General features: G+C 68.4%; 22 protein-coding genes. 16 read left to right on the forward strand and 6 right to left on the reverse strand.

Annotated features, from left to right (window positions below; genetic code table 11):
* Positions 1–443 precede the first annotated feature (443 nt).
* From ABZ385_RS22895 to ABZ385_RS22925, 7 genes are all read left to right on the forward strand, one after another.
* Positions 444–713: a hypothetical protein gene (locus ABZ385_RS22895; protein ID WP_358577814.1), complete on the forward strand. Its 270-nt coding sequence runs from the start codon at positions 444–446 to the stop codon at positions 711–713.
* A 250-nt stretch (positions 714–963) separates the two neighbouring features.
* A complete protein-coding gene (locus ABZ385_RS22900; protein WP_358577812.1) occupies positions 964–1,497 on the forward strand; it encodes a hypothetical protein in 534 nt (177 codons plus the stop codon).
* Positions 1,484–3,916, forward strand: a complete 2,433-nt coding sequence (locus ABZ385_RS22905; RefSeq protein ID WP_358577810.1) for a phage/plasmid primase, P4 family — start codon at positions 1,484–1,486, stop codon at positions 3,914–3,916. The genes ABZ385_RS22900 and ABZ385_RS22905 overlap by 14 nt, the downstream gene beginning before the upstream one ends.
* A 69-nt stretch (positions 3,917–3,985) precedes the next feature.
* Complete coding sequence (locus ABZ385_RS22910) at positions 3,986–5,839, forward strand: DNA polymerase (RefSeq protein ID WP_358912920.1); 1,854 nt, start codon at positions 3,986–3,988, stop codon at positions 5,837–5,839.
* A 501-nt stretch (positions 5,840–6,340) separates the two neighbouring features.
* Positions 6,341–7,150 carry a sigma factor gene (locus ABZ385_RS22915; protein ID WP_358577805.1) on the forward strand — a complete coding sequence of 270 codons (810 nt, stop codon included), beginning with the start codon at positions 6,341–6,343 and terminating at the stop codon, positions 7,148–7,150.
* A gap of 449 nt (positions 7,151–7,599) precedes the next feature.
* The gene (locus ABZ385_RS22920) at positions 7,600–7,983 is read left to right on the forward strand and encodes a hypothetical protein (RefSeq protein WP_358912922.1); all 384 of its coding nucleotides are present in this window, start codon (positions 7,600–7,602) and stop codon (positions 7,981–7,983) included.
* Positions 7,980–8,231 (forward strand): hypothetical protein, encoded by a 252-nt coding sequence (locus tag ABZ385_RS22925; RefSeq protein ID WP_358912924.1) that lies wholly within the window; start codon positions 7,980–7,982, stop codon positions 8,229–8,231. Before ABZ385_RS22920 ends, ABZ385_RS22925 begins: the two co-directional genes overlap by 4 nt.
* Before the next feature lie 67 nt (positions 8,232–8,298).
* Here ABZ385_RS22925 and ABZ385_RS22930 read toward each other — a convergent pair whose 3' ends face one another.
* Together ABZ385_RS22930 and ABZ385_RS22935 are read right to left on the reverse strand one after the other, a co-directional pair.
* Positions 8,299–8,508, reverse strand: coding sequence for a DUF397 domain-containing protein (locus ABZ385_RS22930; protein WP_358577801.1), 210 nt, complete (start codon positions 8,506–8,508; stop codon positions 8,299–8,301).
* A complete protein-coding gene (locus tag ABZ385_RS22935) occupies positions 8,505–9,332 on the reverse strand; it encodes a DUF5753 domain-containing protein (RefSeq protein WP_358577799.1) in 828 nt (275 codons plus the stop codon). Before ABZ385_RS22935 ends, ABZ385_RS22930 begins: the two co-directional genes overlap by 4 nt.
* Positions 9,333–9,458: 126 nt before the next feature.
* On the opposite strand from ABZ385_RS22935, the gene ABZ385_RS22940 reads away from it, so the two are divergent.
* The 5 genes from ABZ385_RS22940 to ABZ385_RS22960 all read left to right on the forward strand — a co-directional run bounded on the left by ABZ385_RS22940 (position 9,459) and on the right by ABZ385_RS22960 (position 13,640).
* Positions 9,459–9,779, forward strand: a complete 321-nt coding sequence (locus tag ABZ385_RS22940; RefSeq protein ID WP_358577797.1) for a hypothetical protein — start codon at positions 9,459–9,461, stop codon at positions 9,777–9,779.
* Positions 9,780–10,542: 763 nt separating this feature from the next.
* The gene (locus ABZ385_RS22945; RefSeq protein ID WP_358577794.1) at positions 10,543–10,677 is read left to right on the forward strand and encodes an albusnodin family lasso peptide; all 135 of its coding nucleotides are present in this window, start codon (positions 10,543–10,545) and stop codon (positions 10,675–10,677) included.
* A gap of 76 nt (positions 10,678–10,753) precedes the next feature.
* Positions 10,754–12,457, forward strand: a complete 1,704-nt coding sequence (locus tag ABZ385_RS22950) for an albusnodin/ikarugamycin family macrolactam cyclase (RefSeq protein WP_358577791.1) — start codon at positions 10,754–10,756, stop codon at positions 12,455–12,457.
* Positions 12,458–12,561: 104 nt separating this feature from the next.
* Complete coding sequence (locus ABZ385_RS22955; RefSeq protein WP_358577963.1) at positions 12,562–13,077, forward strand: lasso peptide biosynthesis B2 protein; 516 nt, start codon at positions 12,562–12,564, stop codon at positions 13,075–13,077.
* Positions 13,074–13,640: a GNAT family protein gene (locus ABZ385_RS22960; protein WP_358577789.1), complete on the forward strand. Its 567-nt coding sequence runs from the start codon at positions 13,074–13,076 to the stop codon at positions 13,638–13,640. Before ABZ385_RS22955 ends, ABZ385_RS22960 begins: the two co-directional genes overlap by 4 nt.
* 877 nt (positions 13,641–14,517) lie before the next feature.
* Here the strand turns inward: ABZ385_RS22960 and ABZ385_RS22965 are convergent.
* A complete protein-coding gene (locus ABZ385_RS22965) occupies positions 14,518–14,796 on the reverse strand; it encodes a winged helix-turn-helix domain-containing protein (protein ID WP_358912926.1) in 279 nt (92 codons plus the stop codon).
* A gap of 836 nt (positions 14,797–15,632) precedes the next feature.
* Between ABZ385_RS22965 and ABZ385_RS22970 the strand changes: the two genes are divergently transcribed.
* Positions 15,633–16,076, forward strand: a complete 444-nt coding sequence (locus ABZ385_RS22970; RefSeq protein WP_358912928.1) for a DUF732 domain-containing protein — start codon at positions 15,633–15,635, stop codon at positions 16,074–16,076.
* 70 nt (positions 16,077–16,146) lie between these two features.
* Here the strand turns inward: ABZ385_RS22970 and ABZ385_RS22975 are convergent, their stop codons facing one another.
* Entirely contained in the window at positions 16,147–16,875 is a 729-nt protein-coding gene (locus ABZ385_RS22975; protein WP_358912930.1) for a VOC family protein, read from the reverse strand.
* A 199-nt stretch (positions 16,876–17,074) separates the two neighbouring features.
* On the opposite strand from ABZ385_RS22975, the gene rox reads away from it, so the two are divergent.
* Both rox and ABZ385_RS22985 read left to right on the forward strand, forming a co-directional pair.
* The gene (gene rox / locus ABZ385_RS22980) at positions 17,075–18,529 is read left to right on the forward strand and encodes a rifampin monooxygenase (RefSeq protein ID WP_358912994.1); all 1,455 of its coding nucleotides are present in this window, start codon (positions 17,075–17,077) and stop codon (positions 18,527–18,529) included.
* Between the two features lie 238 nt (positions 18,530–18,767).
* Positions 18,768–19,937 carry an alanine--tRNA ligase-related protein gene (locus tag ABZ385_RS22985; protein WP_358577773.1) on the forward strand — a complete coding sequence of 390 codons (1,170 nt, stop codon included), beginning with the start codon at positions 18,768–18,770 and terminating at the stop codon, positions 19,935–19,937.
* A 16-nt stretch (positions 19,938–19,953) separates the two neighbouring features.
* On the opposite strand, the gene ABZ385_RS22990 is transcribed toward ABZ385_RS22985, so the two are convergent.
* Positions 19,954–20,373 carry a DUF5997 family protein gene (locus tag ABZ385_RS22990; RefSeq protein ID WP_358577770.1) on the reverse strand — a complete coding sequence of 140 codons (420 nt, stop codon included), beginning with the start codon at positions 20,371–20,373 and terminating at the stop codon, positions 19,954–19,956.
* A 57-nt stretch (positions 20,374–20,430) separates the two neighbouring features.
* Here ABZ385_RS22990 and ABZ385_RS22995 point away from each other — a divergent pair, with 57 nt between their 5' ends.
* Positions 20,431–21,201, forward strand: coding sequence for a LysR substrate-binding domain-containing protein (locus ABZ385_RS22995; protein ID WP_358577767.1), 771 nt, complete (start codon positions 20,431–20,433; stop codon positions 21,199–21,201).
* Between the two features lie 105 nt (positions 21,202–21,306).
* On the opposite strand, the gene ABZ385_RS23000 is transcribed toward ABZ385_RS22995, so the two are convergent.
* Positions 21,307–23,526: an NADP-dependent isocitrate dehydrogenase gene (locus tag ABZ385_RS23000; RefSeq protein ID WP_358577764.1), complete on the reverse strand. Its 2,220-nt coding sequence runs from the start codon at positions 23,524–23,526 to the stop codon at positions 21,307–21,309.
* Between the last annotated feature and the right edge of the window lie 26 nt (positions 23,527–23,552).

Genomic DNA, 23,552 nt, shown 5'->3' on the forward strand with positions numbered 1-23,552 from the left:
GGGGAATAGCTGCCGTCCTCACGCCGCCACCCTCGCCGATGAAGCCTGCTACCTACTGCCCTACTCCAACCGCCTCCGACTCGACGGGGGGTCCGGGGAATTCCCCAAAGCGGACGGGTGGGATGAATCTGCGGACGTTCGTCATTCTCCTTCCGCATGGTGGGGAGACTTCCTGCCCGCAATCCGCCGGTGGGAAGAACTGACCGGCTGTCCTGCGCCGGCTCCGACCGAAAAGGGCCCCCGGGGCGGGGTCCGAGTCACCGCGCAATTCGCCGAGTGGCTTATGGGCATCCCGGGTTGGGTCACAGCTGTCCCGGGGCTCAACCGCCGTGAACAGCTCCGCGCCATCGGTAACGGAGTTTGCCCGCCGCAGGCTTACGCGGCATTTCGGCACCTGCTGACACACCGCGACATCCCGAGGGGGACTCATGGGGAAAAGGGGCGTGGTCACGGACTACGCGGGCGAGGAACTGTATCCGGGGGATCTCGTCGCCTACGCGGCGAGGCAGGGCAATCGGGTGCGGCTCGCCGATGCTCTGGTGAGACGGGTAACGGCACGCATCGAAGGCGGACGGCTCCGGCCGATGCTGCTCGTACGGCCGACCGGGATTGAGTCCGGATTCACTAAGCGCCGCTCTCTGCGGTCCGAATGGATCTCCGCCGAACACGTGCGGCTGATCATCCCGGACGCCACGGGCGAGCGCGACCAGTAGTAAGACGCACAACACAGAAAGGGCCGACTGTACCCGCGGGGGTGTGGTCGGCCCTTTCGCATGGGGGGATTCATGGAAATCACTATTTCGAAGCACCAGGCACCACCGCTCGGTGACGTGCGGGCCCTCGGCGAGGGCGACACCTTGCACCTGAACCCTGACTACACCACGCGGCCCGATTGGATTCGCTATCTCGCTGCCGCTGCCCACGCCATGGGACGCGGAGCCCGTATTCAGCGGGTGGGCGACGATGGCTAACCCGAACAAGGTCAAGGGGACGCAGTGGGAGAGCGCGGTACGCGACTACCTAAACGCGGCCCTCGGCTTGGTGGACGCGCACGGCAAGTTTCTCGACCCGATGAACGGGGCGAACGTGCGCCGCGCCGCGCAGGAAGGCGCGCGGGACGTGGGCGATATCCACGCGGCCCCGTTCGTGCTGGAAGCGAAGAACACCAAGACCCCCGCCGTGCCCACCTGGATTCGACAGGCGGAGATCGAGGCGAGGCACGCGGGATTCCCGTACGGAATCGTCGTACGTAAGGTGCGCGGTCACTCCGTCGCCATGGGCCGAGTGCATGTGTCGGTGCGGACGTGGACCCGAATACGGCTCGCCCTCGGGATGCCCACGCAAGAATTCGCGGCACTCTACGGCTGGTCGGTCTCCCTGCGCGGACTCGACACGGGCCGGTGGTACCTGACCACCACCGTGCGGGACTTCACCCACTTGGTCGGCGACTACCGCCGCAACGTCCCCTCGGGGGTGAGCGCGCGTGCTGTTCGCTGATCTGCTCGGGCGGTTCGAGTCGGTGTCCAGCGAGGCCGACGGCGGTTACTCGGCTCTCTGTCCAGCGCACTCCGATTCGCGGCCCTCGCTGCGCATCTGGCGGGGCGAGGACTTCAAGATCAGGCTTACGTGTCGGGCAGGGTGTGACACGGCCGACGTGATCGCCGCGGTACGGCTCGGGTGGGCCGACCTGTTCGACGCGACCGGCCCCGGGGCCGTGGTGGCGGCCGGACGCCCGCAACTCGTCCCCGTCGCGCACACTGCGGCCCTCGCCGCGTACGCGGACCGGTGCTCGCTCGCTCTCGGCTCCGCCGACGAGTGGCCCGAGCGGGCCCGGGACTACCTCGCCGCACGGTTCGGGCTCGACCTGGAGACCGCCGCGGAACTCGGGCTCGGCGTGGACGACGGGCACCAGGCCGAGAACTTCCCCTACCTCTCCCGCGGCTACCGCGCATTCGCAAGGCTGACCGTCCCCCTACTGGGGTTCGACGGGACGACCCGCGGATTGCAGGGACGAGACCTGACCGGCGACTGCCCCGGGCGGTGGCTGTCCCTGGTCAACCCTCGCGGGCACAGGTGGGCTCCCTACGGCGTGATGCGGGGGCAGGGCGGTTACGGCACGGTCCTGGTCACCGAGGGCCCCGGGGACGGCCTCACGGCCGTTGCGGTGGGCTACGACGCCGTGGTGGTCCGCGGTGCGTCCCTCGCCGGCTCGCCCGAGCTGGTTGCCGAACTCGCCGAGGGCCTGCGCGGACAGCTCGTCATCATCTGCGGCGACAACGACCGCGCGGGCTCGGGGTTCTCGCAGCGTCTCGCCGAGGGCCTGACCGCCCACGGGGTCACCGCGCACGTGCTCGACATTCCCCACCAGGGCGATGACCTGACCGACTGGCGTGCACGCGATCCGAGCGGGTTCCCCGCCGAGCTACACCGTGCCGTTAAGTCGGCTCACCCCGTACGTCAAAGCGCTGACGTACAGGCCGACGAGCGGTCCGCCGAGTTGGCGACGCGGACGGGGGCCGACTCGGTGTCCCGGGACCAGGGCAGCGAGGCCGCGCGCATCCTGTCCGACCTGGTGGGCCAGTACGGCGAGAGCGACGCCATGAACGCTCACGCCCTGGTCGCGTTCAACAACGGCACGATCCGTTACGCGGCGGGTCTCGGTTTCTATACCTGGAACGGCCGGATTTGGGTCCGCTCGGATATGCGGGTGAGGCAGGAAATCCACCGCATGGGGGCCGCCCTGGTGCTCGCAGGTCAAAATCAGTTGGCCCGTGGTTTCACCATGACTTCACGCATTGACGCGCTGCTGACCGAGCTTTGTTCGGTCCCCAACGTGTCCATCGGCGCCACCGATTTTGACGACCGGCACGACCTGCTGAACTTCCGCAACGGCACGGTCGATCTCCGCACGGGTCGGCTCCGCCCGCACGACCAGGCCGACCTACTCACGTACGCGCTCGACATCGACTACGACCCGAACGCGACGTGTCCGCGATGGGAGGCATTCCTAGAGGAAATCTTTCCCGGGATGCCCGACATGCCCGCCTACATTCAACGCATGGTCGGATACGGCATCACAGGCCACACCACGGAACAGGCATTCTCGGTTCTCTGGGGCAAGGGCGCCAACGGCAAAAGCGTGCTCGTGGACACGCTTACATCCGTGTTCCGGGAAATCTCCCGGACGACGCCGTTCGACACGTTCGAGGAACGTAAGAGCGGTGGTATCCCCAACGATATCGCGGCATTGCGTGGCGCCCGGCTTGTCATGGCCTCCGAGGGCGAATCCGGTAAGCCCATGTCGGAATCTATTCTCAAGCGCGTGACCGGTAAAGACATGATCTCGGCGCGGTTCTTGCGTCAAGAATTCTTTGAGTTCCGGCCGTCCTTTCTGCTGCTGCTGGCCACGAACCACAAGCCAAAATTCAAGTCGCAGGACGATGGTCTGTGGCGCCGGGTTAAATTGATTCCATTCAAGCGGTGGTTTGCCCCCGCCGAACGTGACCCCGCGCTAGATAGGAAGCTGCTCGCCGAGGCCGAGGGCATCGCCGCATGGGCGGTCCGCGGGGCGGTGTCCTGGTACCGCAACGGGCTGCAAGACCCGCAGGTCATCACGGGTGCCTCGCAGGAGTACCGGGAGACCTCGGACCCGCTCGCGGGTTTCCTTCCGGGCGTTCTGGAGTGGGCCGATGACTCCGAGTCCATGAGCGGAAACGACGCTTTCAATCGCTATTTGGAATGGTGCGAGGACGAGAACCTACCTGGCCGCGAACGCTGGACCCGGCAGGCTTTCTATTCCGCCATGGAGGAACGCGGAGCGACCAAGAGACGCACCAAGAGGGGTATCTCCCTCGGCTGTCTGCGCCTCGCCGAGGTAATGCCCGAACAGACCGGCCCGGGGATTTTCGGCAAGTAGCACCACCGCAGCGGGGCCGTTCACCTTGACCAGGTGGGCGGCCCCCTTTTTTTGTTTTCGGGGGGAAGCATGATCGAACTACGGCACGACGTAGCCGGCGAGCCGGTGACTGTTCACGTGCCCGAGACGACGGAAGACCTCGGCGAGTTCTGGAAGTGGCTTTACCGGGCGCGCGAGCGGGGCCCTATCGCCATAGACACCGAGACCACGGGTTTGGAGGTATTCAGCGCATCGTTTCGGCTGCGCACAGTGCAATTCGGGGATGAGCGCGACGCGTGGGTGATCCTGTACGAGCGGGGCGGCTATCACGAGTCGTACGCCCGTGACGCGCTCTTGCGTTGCCGGGAAATCATGATTCACAACGCTGCCTATGACTGGCTAGTCCTCGGACAGTGCGCAGGAATCCCGTTGGAAGACCTCACGCCGCGGACAACGGATACGCGCATCCTCGCGGCGCTCTGCGATCCTCGTCAACCATCCGAGGGTGGAGCAGGAACCGCACTCAAGCCCCTTTCGGCGAAGTGGATTGACCCTGCGGCTCCGGACACTCAGGGCGGTCTTACAAAGGTCTTCAACTCGCTCGGGTTCACCAAAGAGACCGGATGGGCGGGAATCCCGCTGACGCACCCTACGTACTTGCTCTATGCAGGTCTCGACGTGATCTTTACGGCGCGGCTCGCCCCCGCGCTGCGTCGGGAACTCGGCCGGCTCGGCGTGCGCCCCGAGCTGGTGACGTACGAGCACGAACTAGCGAGACTCTGCGCCACGATGCAGCGCACAGGGCTGTTGGTGGACCAGGACTACGCGGCCCCGCTCGCCCGCCGGCTCGCCGAAGAAGCCGAGAAGTACGGGGCCATCGCCGCGCGGTACGGCGTGACCTCGGTCGGCAGCCCCGCGCAGGTGGCGGAAGCCCTTGGAGCCATGGGCGAGACGCTGACCGAGCGGACCGACTCGGGCGCGCTCAAGGTGGACAAGCAAGTCCTGTTGCCCCTCGCAGACCTTGACCGGGACTGGCAGCGCATCGGAGCCCGCGAGCCAAACCCCCTCGCTTACGCGGTACTTCGGGCCAAGAGGGCGAGCAAGTGGGGCACGTCGTACGCCGAGCGGTTCATGACCAAGCTCGATGCGGCGGGGCGCATCCACCCGACGATAGCGCCGCTCGCGGCACGGACAGGACGTATGTCTGTGACGGACGGGTTGCACCAGCTACCGAGTTCGGACCACGTGATCCGCCGCGCGATCCTCGCCGAGCCTGGACACGTGATGGTCAGCACCGACTTTCAGGCAATTGAAATGCGGGTCCTCGCAGCCCTCGCCAACGTCCGGCGCATGAAAGAGGGATTCCTTAGCGGCGGCGAGAAGTTCGACATTCACGCCTATACCGCGCGCCTCATCAAGGGCGATGCCGCAACACCGAAGGATCGAAAGGTCTTCAAGGGTGCCGGTTTCGGAAAGGTGTACGGGGGCGGCATCCGAACGATTTCGAGACAGACCGGGGCGACGGAAGCGGAGATTGCGCAAGCGGTAGCCGCATACGACCGCGCCTTTCCGGAGATCAAGCGTGCGTCCTCGCGGTGGCAGCGTGAGGCTTATCAAAACGGCATGGTCTTTGTCTCGGCGACGGGTCGCAGGCTTCCGCTCGACCGGGACCGCAGTTACGCCGTGGTCAACTATGCCTGCCAAAGCGTCGCCCGCGATGTTCTCGGGCAAGCCATGCTGAATGTTGAGTCCGCCGGTTTGCTCGAATACTGCCGCTTGCCAATTCACGATGAGCTGTTGGCGTCGGTCCCCGCGAAGGAGGCCGAGGAGATTGCCCGCGAGTTCAAGCGCTGCATGACGTGGACGCTCTACGGGGTGCCCATCGAGGCGGACGCAGAGATCGGCGGGCGGTCGTGGGGAAGCCTGTACGGCGCCGATTTCTAGTGACACACAGTCGGCGTTACCGACGGTATCCCACCACGTTCCGTAGTTGAAAGACGCCCTAGTAAGACCGGTGAACGGCCCCCGCGGTTGCGCTCGTTCGGATCACGGATACGTATCCGCCGGGGCCTCTGCCTCATCCCTGAGAAGTAGCCGCGCCCCGCTTGTCTCGTCCTCGGGGATGACTTAGGCCCAGTTTTGCTACCCCGCGTGACCAGCACATTACGACTCGGGGCATGAACTCCGGGGTTCATTACATTACGTCCTTATATGTCTGTAGTAACACCTTTGCCGTACCCCTGCATTAAGGCGAAACCTTGAATGCAGCAGTGAAGCGGCAATGCGCAAGCCCCGTCCTGCACCACCCGGGACGGGGCTTTTCTATGCCCTTATCCATGCGCATTGGTTAAACGAGTTCGAGTTCCGTCATGGGCCCGTCCTCGCCGTTCCGGGAAACCCTCGGTCCCTACAGGGGCCATCAAATCCCACCCGGAACGGTGCCCCTTGACTCAGCTCACGCATACCCAAATTGCCGACGCCAAGCGCAACGACCTGGATGCCGTGTCGTCGGTAATCAGCGAGACGGAAGAACTCGTGATGGCACGGGCCCGCCGGTTCGCCACCACCGCCGGTCACACGGATACGGACTTGGTGGAAGACCTCGCACAGGTGGGGCGAATAGCCGTTTGGGAAGCCCTCGGCGACTTTGGCGGAGACGACCCCGCCCAATTCATGGCGCACATTGAGCGCAGCATCACCCGGGCCATGGCGGACGCGCGCAGGGAAGCGACTCGCCCCGGGGTCAGCATCTACACCGCAAAGCGTTTCGAGGCGGCGCTGTGCCGGGCAGCCGGCGACCCGTACGAGGCCGAGAAGATCGCAGCGTCCGACGAAATGGGAAGCGACAAGCTGTCCCCCGACCTTGCCCGTGCCGCGCGCCTTTCCTGGCTCGGCCTTGACTCGCTTGACCGGCCGTTCAACCAGGGCCGCCACGGTGAGAGCTTCACACTCGGGGACGTGATCGCTCAGGAAATGGGCGTCCCCGCGGACCTGGTGGACTCCGCCGACATCGCGAGCCACCGCCGCCGCGTGGTCCGCGAACAAGTCCACCGCGCCCTTGGGCTGTTGAGTGAGCGTCAGCGCCATGTACTCAAGGCCGACCACGGCATTGCGCCGGTCGGGCACTACGGCGACCAGCCTGACGCAGTGCTGGCGGACGACATGGGCGCGACCCCTTACCAGGTCAGGCAAGCGCGGGTGAAGGGGAAGAATCGTTTCTCCGAGCTGTACCGAGCTGGTGCACGCGCATGGTGACCACGATCCCTACCCGAGACGGCGGGACCGTCCAGATTTCGCGTCGCGGACCCCTGGTGGATATTCACGTTCGGAACGCCGAGGGGCGCACGGTCGCGACCGTCGTACGTCGAGCCGGCGAGGCTGAACGGCTGCTCTCAGGTAAGCATGCGACCACCGAGCGTCAATCGCCTTGCGGCGTACGGGAGTTCACCGAACCGCGGGAGTGAACCCCCGGTCAGTAACGCAACGTAACGGCCCTCCGCTTCGGCGGGGGGCCCTTCGTCATGCCGTTTAGCAAAACTGTTGAATCTTACAGATTTCGAGATCGTGCCCGACTTGTGCAACTAAGTGGCCGGTCGCGGCGTCGTACCCCCTGATAGTTGCGCTCTGGATCAGGCCAGACGGCGACGCGCACCACGCCGAAATATGCCCTTCCGCAAACCGAACGTGTGTACTAACGTCATCGCATGGTCACGCACCGCAAGGAGTTTCGGGTACAGACGAGAGTGATCGTGCCTTCGCACGAGCTGAACAACGGGGGTAACGAGGGTGTGTGGGGCGAGTGCCCCGAGCTGCCCGCAGTGCTGGGGGAAGTCCGGATTAGGTCGTGCGACGACCTGTCCGTTGCGCTTGACGCACACGGGGGTACGGTCGCGCGGCTGCTGCGCGCCGTGGCTCAACACAAATGGTTCCGGCTGCTCGCCCGAGACAGGGCCACGGAAGGACTCGCCGGCTCGGTCGAGTGGATCCGGAGCCCCGAGACGGGTCTATGGGTCCAGTGGGACGAGCCATGGACCGCGTGCGCCTACGGGCAGCACGAGCCCGCCGCAACCATGTTGCTGGCCGCGTGATGCGCGTGATGGCGGCCCGGACGTTCGTTCTCGGGCGCGATGACAGAGGCGACGCATGGGCGGAGACGCAACGGCTCGCGGCGGTGCTCGTCCGTCACCGGATCACCGAGCGGTACGGGGTCAGCGTGCACAAGGTGCCCGGACGCCACGGAAAGTGGGGGGTCTATCTGACCGACCGCACACCCGAGCTGGGGCCGCCCCCGCTGCTCGTGATCCGTGCGTTCCGTAGCTTCGGACTCGCCGCGTAGCACACACGCCAGCCCCGCCGCTCCCGGATGGAGGGGCGGGGCTGGCAGGGCTCGACCCGGGCGAGGGTCAGCCGCGGGACTTGGCAAAGGCGACCAAGCCCGCGAAGCCCTCGCGGGTCAACTTGAGCTGTGGTCCGTTGGGGTCCTTGCTGTCTCGGACCAGAAAGTCCCCGGTATCGTGTGCGTGCTCGGGAGCCCACTCGATGCACTGCCCACCGTCGCCGCTGCTGTAACTGGACTTGACCCAACGTACGGTCCGGCCCGCTGTGTTGCTCATCGTGCGTACTCCTTGATCGCGTCGCGTATTGCACGGAGAGTCTTCTCCGGGGACAGTGCATCGGCTTGCAGACGCTCATACCGCTCAGTACCGGTCGCCACGACGCCCGCCGAGTCGATGACGCGCCCCAACCCCTGTGCCTCTGAGTACAGCACTGGGCTTTGGTCGTCGTCCTCACCGAACGTGAGAAGCGTAAACGGTTCCGCGGCTGCTGGTGCACCCGAGTCGAAGGGGAGCACTTGAACCGTGACATCTGGCGTTTGCGCCACGGTTAACAAGTGCTCCATCTGCCCGCACATCACCGAGCGGTCCCCCACTTCCCGACGTAGGCACGATTCGTCAAGGATCACCCACAAGAGGGGCGGGGACGGGCGCTCTATCACTCCACGACGCTGGAGACGCAGGCCGACCTTCTCTTTGATCATGTCGTCCGTGTCCCGCGGGTGTGCTGCGCGGAACAGTGCCTCGGCGTATGCCGGAGTCTGGAATATGCCCATGATCAGGTACGCCGAGAAGTCGAGCACCCGGGCCGCTCGCTCCTCTAGCCGCAGGTAGGGCACGAACCACTCAGGGTGTCCGTACGACGCGATGCGGGCGAGTGTCCGCACGAAGTACCCCGAGGTGTTGAAGAACCGGTCACAGCCTTCGGCGAACTCGGGCGCCGCCAACGCTTGGCCGTTCTTGACCTTGCTCACGTACGGGGGCTTGTATCCGGTGAACGCGGCGAGTTCGGCCCCCTTCTTGCCCGAGTGCCTGAGAGCTTCCTCAAGCTCGTTGCCGAACCACTCCAACCCGTTGGCGGGTCCTGCTGGTCGCTCGGTCATTTGTTCAACTCCCACCATTTCCAACTGCTTTGGAAACACGTCAGACCTGTTGAGCGTACTGCCGGGGCGTCACTCTAGGTGTTGTACCGCTTGCAACTCCGAACCCTCCGGAACCGAGGTACCCCCATGCCCGCAGGCTTGTCCAACGCCGGGACGACCGGCAAACCCGCGCTTGAGCCGGTCCCGCGCGACGGCTGCCGCATCTGCACCGCCGCTACCCGTGGTCGCTCGGCAGCGCGCATCAATGGGAACTCGGGCGGGGTGAAGCAGTACAGCGCGATTATCGAGGCGCACCCCCACCGCGGGGACCAGGCCGAGGACGAGCGCCAGGGCGACGACGACCAGACCGACACGGGCGAGGAGTCCCCGTTGATGGCCACGCTTCGGGAGCGCGTCACCGAGGAAAACGGTCTGCGCCGAGAGTTCCGGGCCCGGGTCGGCCCGTGAGCCTCACCCTGCCGTCCGGCATCCTGCACCCCGACGTGACGGGCGTCCCCGAGCCGGCGAGCACCGATGACGGGAACGGCTGGACGTGGGGCCCGTGTTGGGGCTGGTGCGACCAGGTGCGAGCACGGGTGCTGTGGCTCGGTCCCGCGCAGACGACCGGACACGTTGTCGCCGATCTCTACTACTGCGGACCGTGCATCGCTCGTCTTCACGACCGCATCGTTGCCCACGCCCGTGGAGCCGTACCCGCTCGGACCGTCACGGCCGAGGTGCTGCCGCAGCGAAGGGCGGGCCCCCGGCACAAGGCCCCCCGAGCGGGACTGTTCCGGTAGCCCCACGAAACCCCCGCCCTGGTCGCGTTTCGGTTCCCCCCCGCCGACCAGGGCGGGCCCCAACGCTAACGATTTAGAGCACTGGAGTAACCCAAATGCACAAGCGTTCCCGCGCCGAACTCGCGGAGACCCGAGCACAGTTCGTAGCCGCTCGCGCCGAAGTGACCGAGCGCTACCAAGGCGGAGAGTCCGCCGCGTCCCTGTCTCGTTTCTTCGGGAACGTGGGGGAAAGGTGGCTCGCCGAACGGCTCGATGAGTGGGAGATTCCCCGCCGGGACCGGAGCGTTCCGGCGGTCACGCGTGGCCCCGAGGTGCCTCCGCTGCCGCAGGACGCGAGGCACTGACCAGACTCCCCCCTGTCCCGCAGAGTGGGCGTCCCTACTCGGCAGGGGGAACCGTGCACCCGTCTCATGTGGAGAGGAGGAACGCATATGGACCAGGAAGTCACCCCCGGCACGTCCGAGGAGAGCGACGTTCCGACGGTCGTCGTACTCGGCGACGCTGCCGCGCTGACGCGTGGTAACTCGTCGTCGTCGGTCGAAGGGAAACAGACGCCGTATAGCTAGTCCGACACCAGGGCGGCCCCCGCGGGAGAGATCCCAACGGGGCCGTTCCCAGTCAAGCGGTGGGAGAGGTGACGAGATGGAAGACCGCAAAGCGCGGTGGTACGGCGGACGTGCACCAGGAAACCGACCCGCCGCAACACCAACAGGCGCACGGCTGCTCTGGCACGACCCCGCGTTGTGGGTCTGCGGAGACTGGCAGCCCGAACACGTCCGGAGCGTGGAACTCGGTTCCGCACGAATCGCCGTGCTTGGCCCGTGCTCGGCCACCGACTACGACATTGCCCGCGCTCTCGCGGCCCCGGACCTTGCGACGGTCGCGCGGTCGTGGGCGGGCTCACATACCGTTGTCCGCCTGACCGAACGGGGACGCGTGGAAGTCCTTGCCGACGCGGGGGCAGCCTCGCCCCTCTACACGGTCAGCACGCCGGACGGGCCGGTCTGGGGATCAAGTTCCCTCGCCCTGTCCCCCCTCGCCGGCGGGCGCATCGATACCGGGTGGCTCGCCGCGTACCTGCGGGACAAACACAGCCCCGCCGCGGACCGTAGCGCGTGGGCGGGCGTGGCCCCTGTCCCCGCGGGGCATCTGCTAACGCTCGACGCCGAGGGCGGTCCGTCGTGCATGCGCTGGTGGTCGCCGAGAAGGCGCACACCGCGGGGTGCGTCGGAAGCACTACGGCAAGCGCTAAGCGAGGGGGTCCGGGTACGGGTCGAGGGAGTGACAGCGACCAGCGATCTGGCGGGCATGGACTCAACGACCGTGACGTTGCTCGCTGCGCAGTACGGATCGATTACGGGTGTGACCGCGCATCCTGCGGGCGTCACCAGCGGCGGGGACATGCGATACGCGCAAGCCCTGAACGTCCCTGGCCTGACCCGGGCCCCGTTCCCGCTCAGTGCTCGGCATCTGCCGTTCACGACCGCCGACGTGCCGTTGCCCGCCACGGACGAGCCGGCTCCGTCAACGGCGGTTTGGGCGCTGCTCTCGGACCAGTTCGCCGCCATGGCTGCCGTGGGCTCCGTCTGCCACCTGACCGGAGACGGCGGGGACAACCTGTTCCTGTCCACCCCCGCGCACCTTGCAAGCCTCGCCCGTAGCGGGCAATGGGTGCGCATGTTCGGGGACGCGCGGGACTGGGCTCGGCTGCGTCGCCAAAGTCCCCGCCCTTTGATCGCCGCCGCATTGCGAGGCAACGCGTACTGGATCGGTCGAGCGGATTTCGGGCGTCCGCAGTGGCTCACCGCGCCGGTACCGAGGGTGACCACCACCACGGGCCCCAACGCAAACACGGCGCTGGTCGCCGAGCTGCGCACGGTGGCACGCTCGGCGTACTCGGAACTCCAACTCGCGGACTCGCTCGGCCTCGCACTGGGCAACCCCTACTTTGACGGCGCGGTCCTGGACGCCGTGGTCTCGGCACCCGTCGAACAGCGGTACTCGGCTCGGCGGTACAAGCCGATGCTTGCCGACACGTTCGCTGATCTACTGCCCGATGACCACCGCACCAGGGCCGCCAAGGGGCTCATGGTTGGCGACTTCCACCTAGGGCTACGCAGGAACAGGGCTCGCGTGCTCGGCCTTGCGGACGGTCGTCTGGCGGCCCTCGGACTCATCAAGCCCGAACCACTGCGGACTACGGTTCACGCGGCTGCCCTCGGCGCGGAAACCATCTGGCCCCCGCTGCTGTCCGCCCTCGCGGCCGAAGCGTGGTTAGAGGCAGTCGAGCGCTCGCCCGACACCGAGTGGACGCACGCCGCACCGACCCCGGCCGGTGCACTGTGAGTCGAGCCAACACCGTGGTCGTCCGTGCCTCTCACGCGTCCGTCGTGCTCGACTACGACACGGGCAGCACCGAGCTACGCCCCACGTCCGACGCGGTAACCGCGATGGGTGCGCACGTCGTTGCTGTTCCGGACACCGTGCTGACGTGGGGGACCGTCGAACAGTCGGCAACCCTGCCCGAGCCGGCTCCGGTCCCGCTGCGGTGGCGGGTCCGTGCCGTGCCGGTCGTCCTCGCCACCGCCGCAGTGCGGGCCGCCGGTCGTCGTCGGAACCGATTCTCGCGGCTCGTCCGCCTCGCGTGCTTGGGGCGCGATTTGCCCCCGGCCACGGTGATACAGGCTCGCTACGCTGTCCGCGCCGTTCGCTGGGCCGCACAGCTCTTGCCGATGCGCTGGGCGTGCCTGGAGGACGCGACGGCTGCCGCACTCATGCTGACGGTCGCTCGACGCCGCGCCGAGTGGCGACACGGGGTAGCGATTGACCCCGTACGGCTGCACGCGTGGATAGCAGGCCCGGACGGGTCTCCGGTCGAGGAGCCGGCGGACACCGCTCTCTACACCCCCACCTACACACCAGATGGGCCCGGATCGGCTCGGGCCACCAGGAAGGTACGACCGTGAGTGAACCGCACATCCTGTTGACCGGCGAAACCCTCGCCCTCGCCATGCCCCGCGCGGACATGCTGCCCGAGTACCACAAGTGGGAGAACGACCCCGCGACCATCACGGGGTACGGAAACCAGTGGGCGCAGGCGTGGGAGGTTCGCGCTGCCGGGTACGAGCGGCAGCGCGGGAACGAGCGCTTCCAACAGTTCGAGGTGGTCCGGGTGGACGACGGGTCGCCCGTCGGAATGACGATTCTGGAAGTCAACACCTACGTGCGAACTGCTGAGTTCGTGATGGTCCTCGCCCCCGAGGAACGCGGGAAGGGCCACGCCACGGCAGCGACCCGCCTAACGCTGGACTGGGCGTTCCACCTTGCCCACCTACGCGCGGTGTGGCTCAAGGTGCTTGAGCCCAACTCGGCTGGAGCCAAGGCATACGCAAAGGCAGGCTTTCGGCCCGCTGGTCGGCTCCGCCGCTCAGGGTTCTGGCTCGGCAAGCCCGTGGACGAGCTGATCATGGACGCCGTCCCCGAGGACTTCCCCGGACCGTCCGCCGTGGCTGCCGCTCTCGGTAGCTGACTCCCTGCCCCCTCGCGGCCCCGCTCGTCCATCTGCGGGCGGGGCCCCCATTCCTCTGCCAAGGAACACCCCGACGTGTTGCAGTGCACCGCTTACACCGAGATACCCGAGATAGACGCATTCGTTGCACTGACCGCCATGGAAGGAGGCCCCGACTACCCCCCGGATGTCCTCGCCGTTGGCGAATTCCTGTTGTGCGAACTCGGCGAGCACGATGACCACACCGAGCACGCCGCACAGCTCTGGACTGCTGACACACCCGCTATACGAGATCTCTGGCTGTTCTGGAGTGGGGCGGGAGCCCTACGGAGATGCGGGTTCGCCGGGCTGCCTCCGTGCCCCGCGAGCACCTGCCCCAAGTCCGTGAGGCACGGGCAGATGTGCATGTTCTACGTCGGGCATCCCGCGCCCCATTCGTGGGAGGTGACGGACCCGCTCGGGAGCATGTTGGACCAGCTAGCCCGCAGCGCAGTACGACAGAAGCTCTGGGACGACCAGGACGACGGCGCATGAGCCGAACGACCGTGACCCGATGCGCTGCCGTTGCCCCGCTGGTGATCGAGAATCGCTATGGGGAGCTTGGCAGCTGTGACAGCCCCGACGATTCCCGCTGTGAACTCAGCGAGGCGCACCAAGACGACCACGCACGCTTGCTCTGGTACCACGACCCGCACGGGGCGGTATGGCTCCGGTGGAACGAGAACGGCGGACTGCTGTCGCCGCGATTGTCCTGGTGTTCAGAGCACCAGCCCGGGGCCGACGACAACGCGTGCGTACTGTTCGCCGGGCACCCCGCCCCGCACTCGTGGGACGTAGTGGACCCGCTCATGCACGCCCGAGCGGCCAAGGTAGCGGCACAGCTCGGGTTGCCGTTCGACTAGTCGCCCTGGTGCTCGCCCTCGGTCGCCTCGCCGGCTACGTACGTTCCCCGCTGCGGGACGACGAACAGCACCCCATCGGCGACCAGGGCCGCAATGGAACGGCGGACGGTCGGGCGTGACAGCTCGTATTCCTCGCCCAACCGTGTCTCGGACGGGAGGGGGCGGCGGGGCTTCCAGTCACCCCGACCGATGCGCGCCCGCAAGATGCCCGCGAGCTGTTCAAACGGGGGCTCGGGAGCGTCGCGAACGATCTTCGCATCGGGGCTGTAATCCATGGGAGGAACGCTAGCGGGTGCCGCACGACAGCACACTTACAGCCACGTACATGCACGTGCCTTTACGTACCTTTACGTCTCTTGACGTATGGGGCTAAGGTCGAAAACGAAAGCGCCCCGACAGACCGCTTAGGACCGGTCCGCCGGGGCTAGCCGAGACAGCTAGCAGAGAGCTGAAACGACCATGCGCGAGCTTATCGCCCGCACCCTCGCTTGGGTGCTCTCCGTCCTCGCCCCTCGCCGGCCGGGACGCCACACTGCGGAATACCTCTCCGCGAGCAAGCCCGCACCCGCCCCCGTCTCGCCCTGGTCCCGCCCGTGGACCGCCCCGTCCTCACAGGAAGTGCGAGCGATCTTCAAAAACCAGCACACACAAGAGCTGCCCGCCGTGAAACGCGAACGGGTGTGGGCTGCCGAGTTCGCCGCACTCGGTGTGGACTACGACTTCCCAACCGTGGCGCTCGGCAGCCTTGTGCGGCGAGAGCGGGTGTCGGCATGACCCGCGAAGGACTCACCAGCGGGCCCATAGAACCCGTCCGATGCATCTGCGGGTGCATCACGCTCGCCCCCATCATCGTGGGACACGTCCAGAGCGTCAGCGGTGGAACCGGGTACACCCACTACGTGTGCCCGGACCACGTCCACAACTACCCGCAGCGCAACCAATGGGATGAACTACCCGCATACCGCTGGGACCCCCCGCGACGCTGACCAGCTCTGAACCTGCCCCGTCCGGCCACGTGCCGGGCGGGGCTTTCCCATGTCCGAAGCACGCACCCGCCGTGGGCGACCCGTGATAGGCATTAGCGATCTTGCATGTGATCCGGGGAGGGGTCTTGAAAGCGAAAACACGCAACTGGCTGGTGGGGGGCGCAGCGGTGCTCGCCCTCGGTGGGGTGCTGAGTCTGTTCGAGGACGACAAGAGCGGCGAGGCGGAAGCCAAGCCCCGCCCGTCCGCCACGGAGTCCACCAAGACCGACAAGGTGCCCGACGAGAAGCCGTCCAAGCCCGCGGCGAGCAGTGGCATCCCCTCGCCGGACCCTGCGCAGACCGCACGGCTGATACGCGCGCTCCGGGCCGTAGAGCCGGGACTGGTCGTCAAGGAGAGTCGCGCCGTAGACCGTGCGCGGAACGTCTGCTCAGACCTCAAGAGCGGTAAGGACGCGGCGACGGTCCAGAAGAACGCCAAACTCCGCTATGAGGGGGGCACGGTGCCGAGCCTCACGGACGGCCAGGCCGCGGACATCGTCACGGCCGTGAAGTCGTCGTTCTGCGACTGACCGCAGCAAAACGCCCCGTGCGGCCCAAGTGCCGTGCGGGGCTTCTGTGTTCTGGGACGTGCACGTATGCTCAGAACTGGTAGTTACGTGTGTTGGGGTCGGTGAGGCACGTCCACGGGACATCGCCCTGGCCGAGATCGAGGTCGGTGGCGCCGAGGGCCCGCAGCCGGGCCACCTCCGCCGCCTTGTCGTCGCCGGGGTAGGGCAGCAGGTCGAGGTGGACGCGGTCCGGCACCGTCCCGGCGCCGGGCGTGCGCAGGAACTCCAGGTACGGGCCGCTCCCCTTGGCGGAGCGCAACACCGCCTGGTCGTCGCCCACTTCGAGCACGGTCCAGTCCATGGCCTCGCCCCAGAACCGCGCCATGGCCCGCGGATCGGCGCAGTCGACCACGATCGCGGCGATCGGCCCGGTGTCCCGGTACACCTCCCGGGGTTCCAGTACGCACAATTCGTTGCCCTCGGGGTCGGCGAGGACCGCCCACGGCACATCGCCCTGCCCCACGTCCACGGGTGTGGCGCCGAGGGCACACAGGCGGGCGACCAACTCCGCCTGGTGGTCCGGGGAGGTGGTGGCGAGGTCGAGGTGCAGGCGGTTCTTGGCCGCCGTCTTCGGTTCCGGGACGGGCACGACGTCGACGCAGACGGCATCGGGGTCCGGCCAGACCAGGCCGCCGGCGGGCCCGACATAGGTGGTCACGCCGGGGCTGTAGGCCTGCCAGCCGAGCGCCCGCGCCCAGAACCGGCCGACGGCCAAGGCGTCGAGGGCCTTGATGTTCACCTGTACGGGTCGCAGTGCCATGCGGGCGATCCTATGCGCGGCCCGAGGGGCCGGAAAAAGAAGAAGGGCGGGAAGCTTGCACGCTTCTCGCCACTGTCAACTTATAGCGCGCCAGGGGGCTTGCCGCAAGGCCCCGTTCGTCCCGCAGAATGCTCCCTCAAGCTCATGACCTGCGGAAAAGACGGGCTCGCGCAGCCTCGTCGGATGGATGTCATTGATGATGGACGCGATGGACGTGATCGTGGTGGGCGGCGGGCCGACCGGTCTGATGCTGGCCGCCGAGCTGCGGTTGCACGGGGTGCGCGTGGTCGTGCTGGAGCGACTGACCGAGCCGACCAAGGAGTCCCGGGGGCAGGGCCTGCACGTCCGCAGCGTCGAGGTGATGGACCAGCGCGGCCTGCTCGACCGGTTTCTCGCCACCAGCCAGAAGTTCCAGGCCGGCGGGTTGTTCGGCGGCATGATGAAGCCGTGGCCGGAGCAGCTGGACACGGCGCACCCCTACGGCATCGCCGCCCCGCAACCGGTCACCGAGCGGCTGCTCCACGAGCGCGCACGCGAACTGGGCACGGACCTACGGCGCGGCTGCGAGGTCGTCGGGCTGAGCCAGGACGCGGACGGGGTGAGCGTCGAGCTGGCGGACGGCACCCGGCTGCGCTCCCGCTATGTCGTCGGCTGCGACGGCGGGCGCAGCGTGGTGCGCAAGCTGATCGGGGTCGACTTCCCCGGCGAGCCCGCCACCGTCGAGACGATGCTCGGCGACATGGAGATGACCGAGGACCCGGCGAAGGTCGCCGCCGTCGTCGCGGAGGTCCGCAAGACCCAGCTGCGGTTCGGTGTCGCGCCCGGTGAGGACGGCGTGTGCCGCGTCGTCGTGCCCGCCGACGGGGTGAGCGAGGACCGGGCGGCGCCGACCCTGGAGGAGTTCAAGCGGCAGCTGCGGGCGACGGCGGGCACCGACTTCGGTGTGCACTCGCCGCGCTGGCTCTCCCGGTTCGGCGACGCCACCCGGCAGGCCGAGCGCTACCGCGTCGGCCGGGTGCTGCTGGCCGGCGACGCCGCGCACATCCACCCGCCGACCGGTGGACAGGGCCTCAACCTCGGGGTGCAGGACGCGTTCAACCTCGGCTGGAAGCTGGCCGCCGCGGTCGCCGGCTGGGCCCCGGAGGGGCTGCTCGACACCTACCACGCCGAACGGCACCCGGTGGGCGCCGCCGTGCTGGCCAACACGCGGGCCCAGATCACGCTGCTCGGCACCTCCCCCGGCGCGACCGCGCTGCGGGAGCTGTTCGGGAAGCTGCTCGACTTCGAGGAGGTGAACCGGTACGTCACCGGGCTCATCACCGCGGTCGACATCCGCTACGACTTCGGCGGGCCGGCGGCGGATCACGACCTGGTCGGCCGGCGGATGCGGGACGTGCACCTGAAGGAGGGCCGCCTCTACGAACTGATGCGCGGCGGCCGCGGTCTGCTGCTCGACCGGACCGGCCGGCTGTCGGTGGAGGGCTGGGCGGACCGGGTCGACCACGTCGTGGACGCGTGCGAGGAAGTGGACACGTGGGGGGAAGGGGACGTGCCCGCGCTGCTGCTGCGGCCCGACGGCCACGTGGCGTGGGTCGGCGGGGAGCAGGAGGAGCTGCTGCGCCACCTGCCCAGGTGGTTCGGCGCCGCCCGGTAAATCGTGTGCCCCGGCACACCTCGGCGCGTTATCTTCGGCGGCATGAACGTCACCGGCACCAGCCGCACCGCGACCGCGCGAGCGACCAGCTCGCCGGTTGCCGCCGCCTGACGTACTCCTCTCCCACCGGCGACCGGAAACGGCCCGCCGGTGTCCCGTGGTCCTCCCGTCCCGGTTCCGGTGCAGCAGCGGGCCGTCGCCCGGCGCCTCTCCGCAGCGACGCGAAGGAACCACCGCCATGGACACCGAACGAATCGTCCGTACGTTCGTCGAGTACTACGAGGAGCGCGGGCACCGCCGGATCACCGGCTCGACCCTGCTGCCACCGCCCGGGGACCCCGTCCTGTTCACCACCTCGGGCATGCATCCGCTGATCCCGTATCTGGAGGGACGCCCGCATCCGCTGGGCCGCCGGCTGGTCGACGTACAGCGGTGTCTGCGCACCACGGACCTGGAGGAGGTCGGCGATCCCACGCATCTGACCGTCTTCGAGATGCTCGGCACCTGGTCCCTCGGGGACTACGACGGCCGGCAGAGCCTCGAATGGGGGTACGGGCTGCTCACCGAGGGGTTCGGGGTCGACCCGGGGCTGCTGCACGCCACCGCCTTCGGCGGGGACGAGCGGAGCGGGCCCGACACCGACTCACTGGAGCTGTGGCACTCGCGCGGGGTGCCGGTGGAGCTGACCGTCGAGGACAACTGGTGGCCCGGCGACTCACCCGGCCCGTGCGGGCCCGACTCGGAGATCTTCCTGTGGACCGGCGACGGCCCGCCCGAGTCGACGCCCACGCGCGACGCCCGCTGGGTCGAGGTGTGGAACCACGTGATGATGAGCCACCGCCGGCTGCCCGACGGCTCCCTCGTGCCGCTGCGCCGGCGCAACGTGGACACCGGCCTCGGCCTGGAGCGGCTGGCCGCCCTGCTCCAGGGCCGGACGTCGGTCTTCGAGTGCGACGTCTTCGAGCCGTGGCGGCGGCTCGTGCCGGGCCTGTGGCCGGTGGACGAGCCGTCGCTGCGGGTGGTCTGCGACCATCTGCGCTCGGCCGTGGTGGTGATCGGCGACGGGGTGCGCCCGGCCGCCACCGGACGCGGCTACGTGCTGCGCCGGCTGGTGCGGCGGGTGCTGACCGTGCTGTGGCGGGACGATCCCTCGCGCGGTCTCGGCGATCTGCCCGACGAGCTGGTCCGGCACACCCTGGACCGGTTCCGGCAGGAGGCCGGTCCGGGCGAGGTGCGCCGGGTGCTCCTGGACGAGGAGCGCCGCTTTGGGCGGCTCCTGGAGCGCGGGCGGCAGGTGCTGGCCCGGCCGCGGTTCCGGGGCCCGCTGGACGAGGAGGACTTCCGCTGCCTCCACGACACCCATGGGCTGCCCCGCGATCTGGTGACGGCCCTGCGGCCGACCGGTTGAGGGCCTGGCGACGGGACTAGGAGCGGGCGTCCTCGTCGGCGCGTGCGGCGCGCTTGGCCGCCTGCTCCTCCCGCTTCTCCTTGATCCGCACCGCTTCCTTGCGGACCTCGGCCTGCGTGGCGCGCTCCTCGCGCAGCCAGCCGGGCATCTCGTCCTTCAGCGCGTCGATCTGCTCGGTGGTGAGGGGCTCGGTGATCCCGCCGCGGGCGAGGCCCGCGATGGAGACGCCGAGCTTGGCGGCGACCACGGGTCGGGGGTGCGGGCCGGTGCGCCGCAGTTCCTGGAGCCACTCGGGCGGGTCGGCCTGCAGCGCGTTCAGCTCGCTGCGCGAGACGACACCCTCCTGGAACTCGGCGGGCGTGGCCTGGAGGTACACACCCAGCTTCTTCGCCGCGGTCGCGGGCTTCATGGTCTGGGTGGTCTGGTGCGACGTCATGGGTCAAGGGTATCGAGCATGTGCGCTACTCCCGACCACGCCGGGTAGCCTGGCGAGGTGACAGGCTCGGAAGTAACCCCTTCGTTCCGGCTCGCCTACGTCCCGGGGGTGACACCCGCCAAGTGGGTGCGTATCTGGAACGAGCGGCTGCCCGACGTCCCGCTGACCCTTCTCCAGGTCTCCGCCGCCGAAGCACCTGACGTGCTGCGCACGGGCGGCGCCGACGCCGGATTCGTCCGGCTGCCGATCGACCGTACGGATCTCAGCGCCATCCCCCTCTACACCGAGACGACGGTCGTCGTGGTCCCCAAGGACCACGTGGTGACGGCCGTGGAAGAGGTGTCCCGCGAGGATCTGGCCGGGGAGGTCGTGCTGCACCCGCTCGACGAGACGCTGGAGTGGGAGCGGCGCCCGGGGCTGCCCGCCCTGGAGCGCCCGGCCACCACCGAGGACGCGATCGAGCTGGTCGCCGCGGGCATCGGCGTCCTCCTGGTGCCCCAGTCCCTGGCCCGGCTGCACCACCGCAAGGACCTCACCTACCGGCCCGTGACGGACGCCCCCGAGTCCCGCGTCGCCCTGTCGTGGCCGGAGGCGGAGACGACGGACCTGGTGGAGGACTTCATCGGGATCGTCCGCGGCCGCACGGTGAACAGTTCGCGGGGCCGCACGCAGACCTCCGCCAAGGACAAGCCGCAGGCCAAGGCCGCGCCCATGGCCGGCGCGGCCAAGGCGAAGGCGGGCGACAAGGGCCGCCGCGGGGCGCCCGCCCGGCCGTCGAAGGGCGCCAAGCCGGCCGCCAAGCGCGGCAAGCCCCGCCGCCGATCGTAGTCGGCGGCGGTCGTAGTCGGCGGCGGGCACGGGAAAGACGGCGAGCACGCGAAAAGGGCCTCCCGCCACTGGGCGGGAGGCCCTTTCACGACTGCGTGCCGGGCGTCAGCCCAGGATCGCCAGCGCCTGGTTGAGCGTCTCGGACGGGCGCATGACCGCGGCGGCCTTGGCGGCGTCCGGCTGGTAGTAGCCGCCGATGTCGGCCGGCGAGCCCTGCACCGCGATCAGCTCGTCGACGATGGTCCGCTCCTGCTCGGCCAGCGTCTTGGCCAGCGCCGCGAACGCCTCGGCGAGCTGCGCGTCCTCGGTCTGCTTGGCCAGCTCCTGCGCCCAGTACAGGGCGAGGTAGAAGTGGCTGCCGCGGTTGTCGATGCCACCGAGGCGGCGGCTCGGCGACTTGTCGTTCTCCAGGAACGTGGCCGTGGCGCGGTCCAGGGTGTCGGCGAGGATCTGCGCGCGGGCGTTGCCCGTGGTGGTGGCCAGGTGCTCGAAGCTGACCGCGAGGGCGAGGAACTCGCCCAGGCTGTCCCAGCGCAGGTAGTTCTCCTTGACGAGCTGCTGGACGTGCTTGGGGGCGGAGCCGCCGGCGCCGGTCTCGAAGAGGCCGCCGCCGTTCATCAGCGGGACGACCGAGAGCATCTTGGCGCTGGTGCCCAGCTCCAGGATCGGGAACAGGTCGGTGAGGTAGTCGCGCAGGACGTTGCCGGTGACGGAGATGGTGTCCTCGCCGCGGCGGATGCGCTCCAGGGAGAACGCGGTGGCCTCGACCGGCGACATGATCCGGATGTCCAGGCCCGCGGTGTCGTGGTCGGCGAGGTACTGGCGGACCTTGCCGATGAGCACGGCGTCGTGGGCGCGGGTCTCGTCCAGCCAGAACACGGCGGGGCTGCCGGTGGCGCGGGCGCGGGTGACGGCGAGCTTGACCCAGTCCTGGATCGGGGCGTCCTTGGTCTGGCACATGCGGAAGATGTCGCCGGCGGAGACGGCCTGCTCCAGGACGACCTTGCCGGCGCCGTCGAGGACGCGCACGGTGCCGGTGGTCTGCACCTCGAACGTCTTGTCGTGGCTGCCGTACTCCTCGGCCTTCTGCGCCATCAGACCGACGTTCGGGACGGAGCCCATGGTCGCGGGGTCGAAGGCGCCGTTGGCGCGGCAGTCGTCGATGACGACCTGGTAGATGCCGGCGTAGCTGCTGTCGGGCAGCACGGCGAGGGTGTCCTGCTCCTCGCCGTCCGGGCCCCACATGTGGCCGGAGGTGCGGATCATCGCCGGCATGGAGGCGTCGACGATGACGTCGCTCGGGACGTGCAGGTTGGTGATGCCCTTGTCGGAGTCGACCATGGCCAGCTCCGGGCCCTCGGCCAGCTCGGCCTCGAAGGACGCCTTGATCTTGTCGCCCTCGGGGAGGGACTCCAGGCCCTTGAAGATGCCGCCCAGGCCGTCGTTCGGGGTCAGACCGGCGGCGGCCAGGGTCTCGCCGTACGCGGCGAAGGTCTTCGGGAAGAAGGCGCGGACCACGTGGCCGAAGACGATCGGGTCGGAGACCTTCATCATCGTCGCCTTGAGGTGCACGGAGAACAGGACGCCCTGGGACTTGGCGCGGGCGACCTGCTGCTTGAGGAACTCGCGCAGCGCGGCGACGCGCATGACGGAGGCGTCGACGACCTCGCCCGGCAGGACCGGTACGGACTCGCGCAGGACGGTGGTGGAGCCGTCGTCGCCGGTCAGCTCGATGCGCAGCGCGCCGGCCTCGGTGATCACCGCGGACTTCTCGGTGGAGCGGAAGTCGTTCTCGCCCATGGTGGCGACGTTCGTCTTCGACTCGGACGACCAGGCGCCCATGCGGTGCGGGTGGGCCTTGGCGTAGTTCTTGACCGACGCGGGGGCGCGGCGGTCGGAGTTGCCCTCGCGCAGGACCGGGTTGACGGCGCTGCCCTTGACCTTGTCGTAACGGGCGCGGATGTCGCGCTCCTCGTCGGTCTTCGGGTCGTCCGGGTAGTCGGGGAGCGCGTAGCCCTGGCCCTGCAGCTCGGCGATCGCGGCCTTCAGCTGCGGGATCGAGGCCGAGATGTTGGGCAGCTTGATGATGTTCGCCCCGGGCGTCTTGGCGAGCTCGCCGAGCTCGGCAAGGGCGTCGTTGATGCGCTGGCCCTCCTCCAGACGCTCGGGGAAGCTCGCGATGATCCGGCCCGCGAGCGAGATGTCGCGGGTCTCCACGCTGACGCCCGCGGTCGAGGCGTAGGCCTGGACGACCGGCAAGAAGGAATGGGTCGCCAGGGCCGGGGCCTCGTCAGTGTGGGTGTAGATGATGGTCGAGTCAGTCACCGGGTGCTCCGCTCCGCGTCTGCAAC

This window comes from Streptomyces sp. NPDC005898 (assembly GCF_040629635.1).
In the GTDB taxonomy this organism is placed as follows: domain Bacteria; phylum Actinomycetota; class Actinomycetes; order Streptomycetales; family Streptomycetaceae; genus Streptomyces.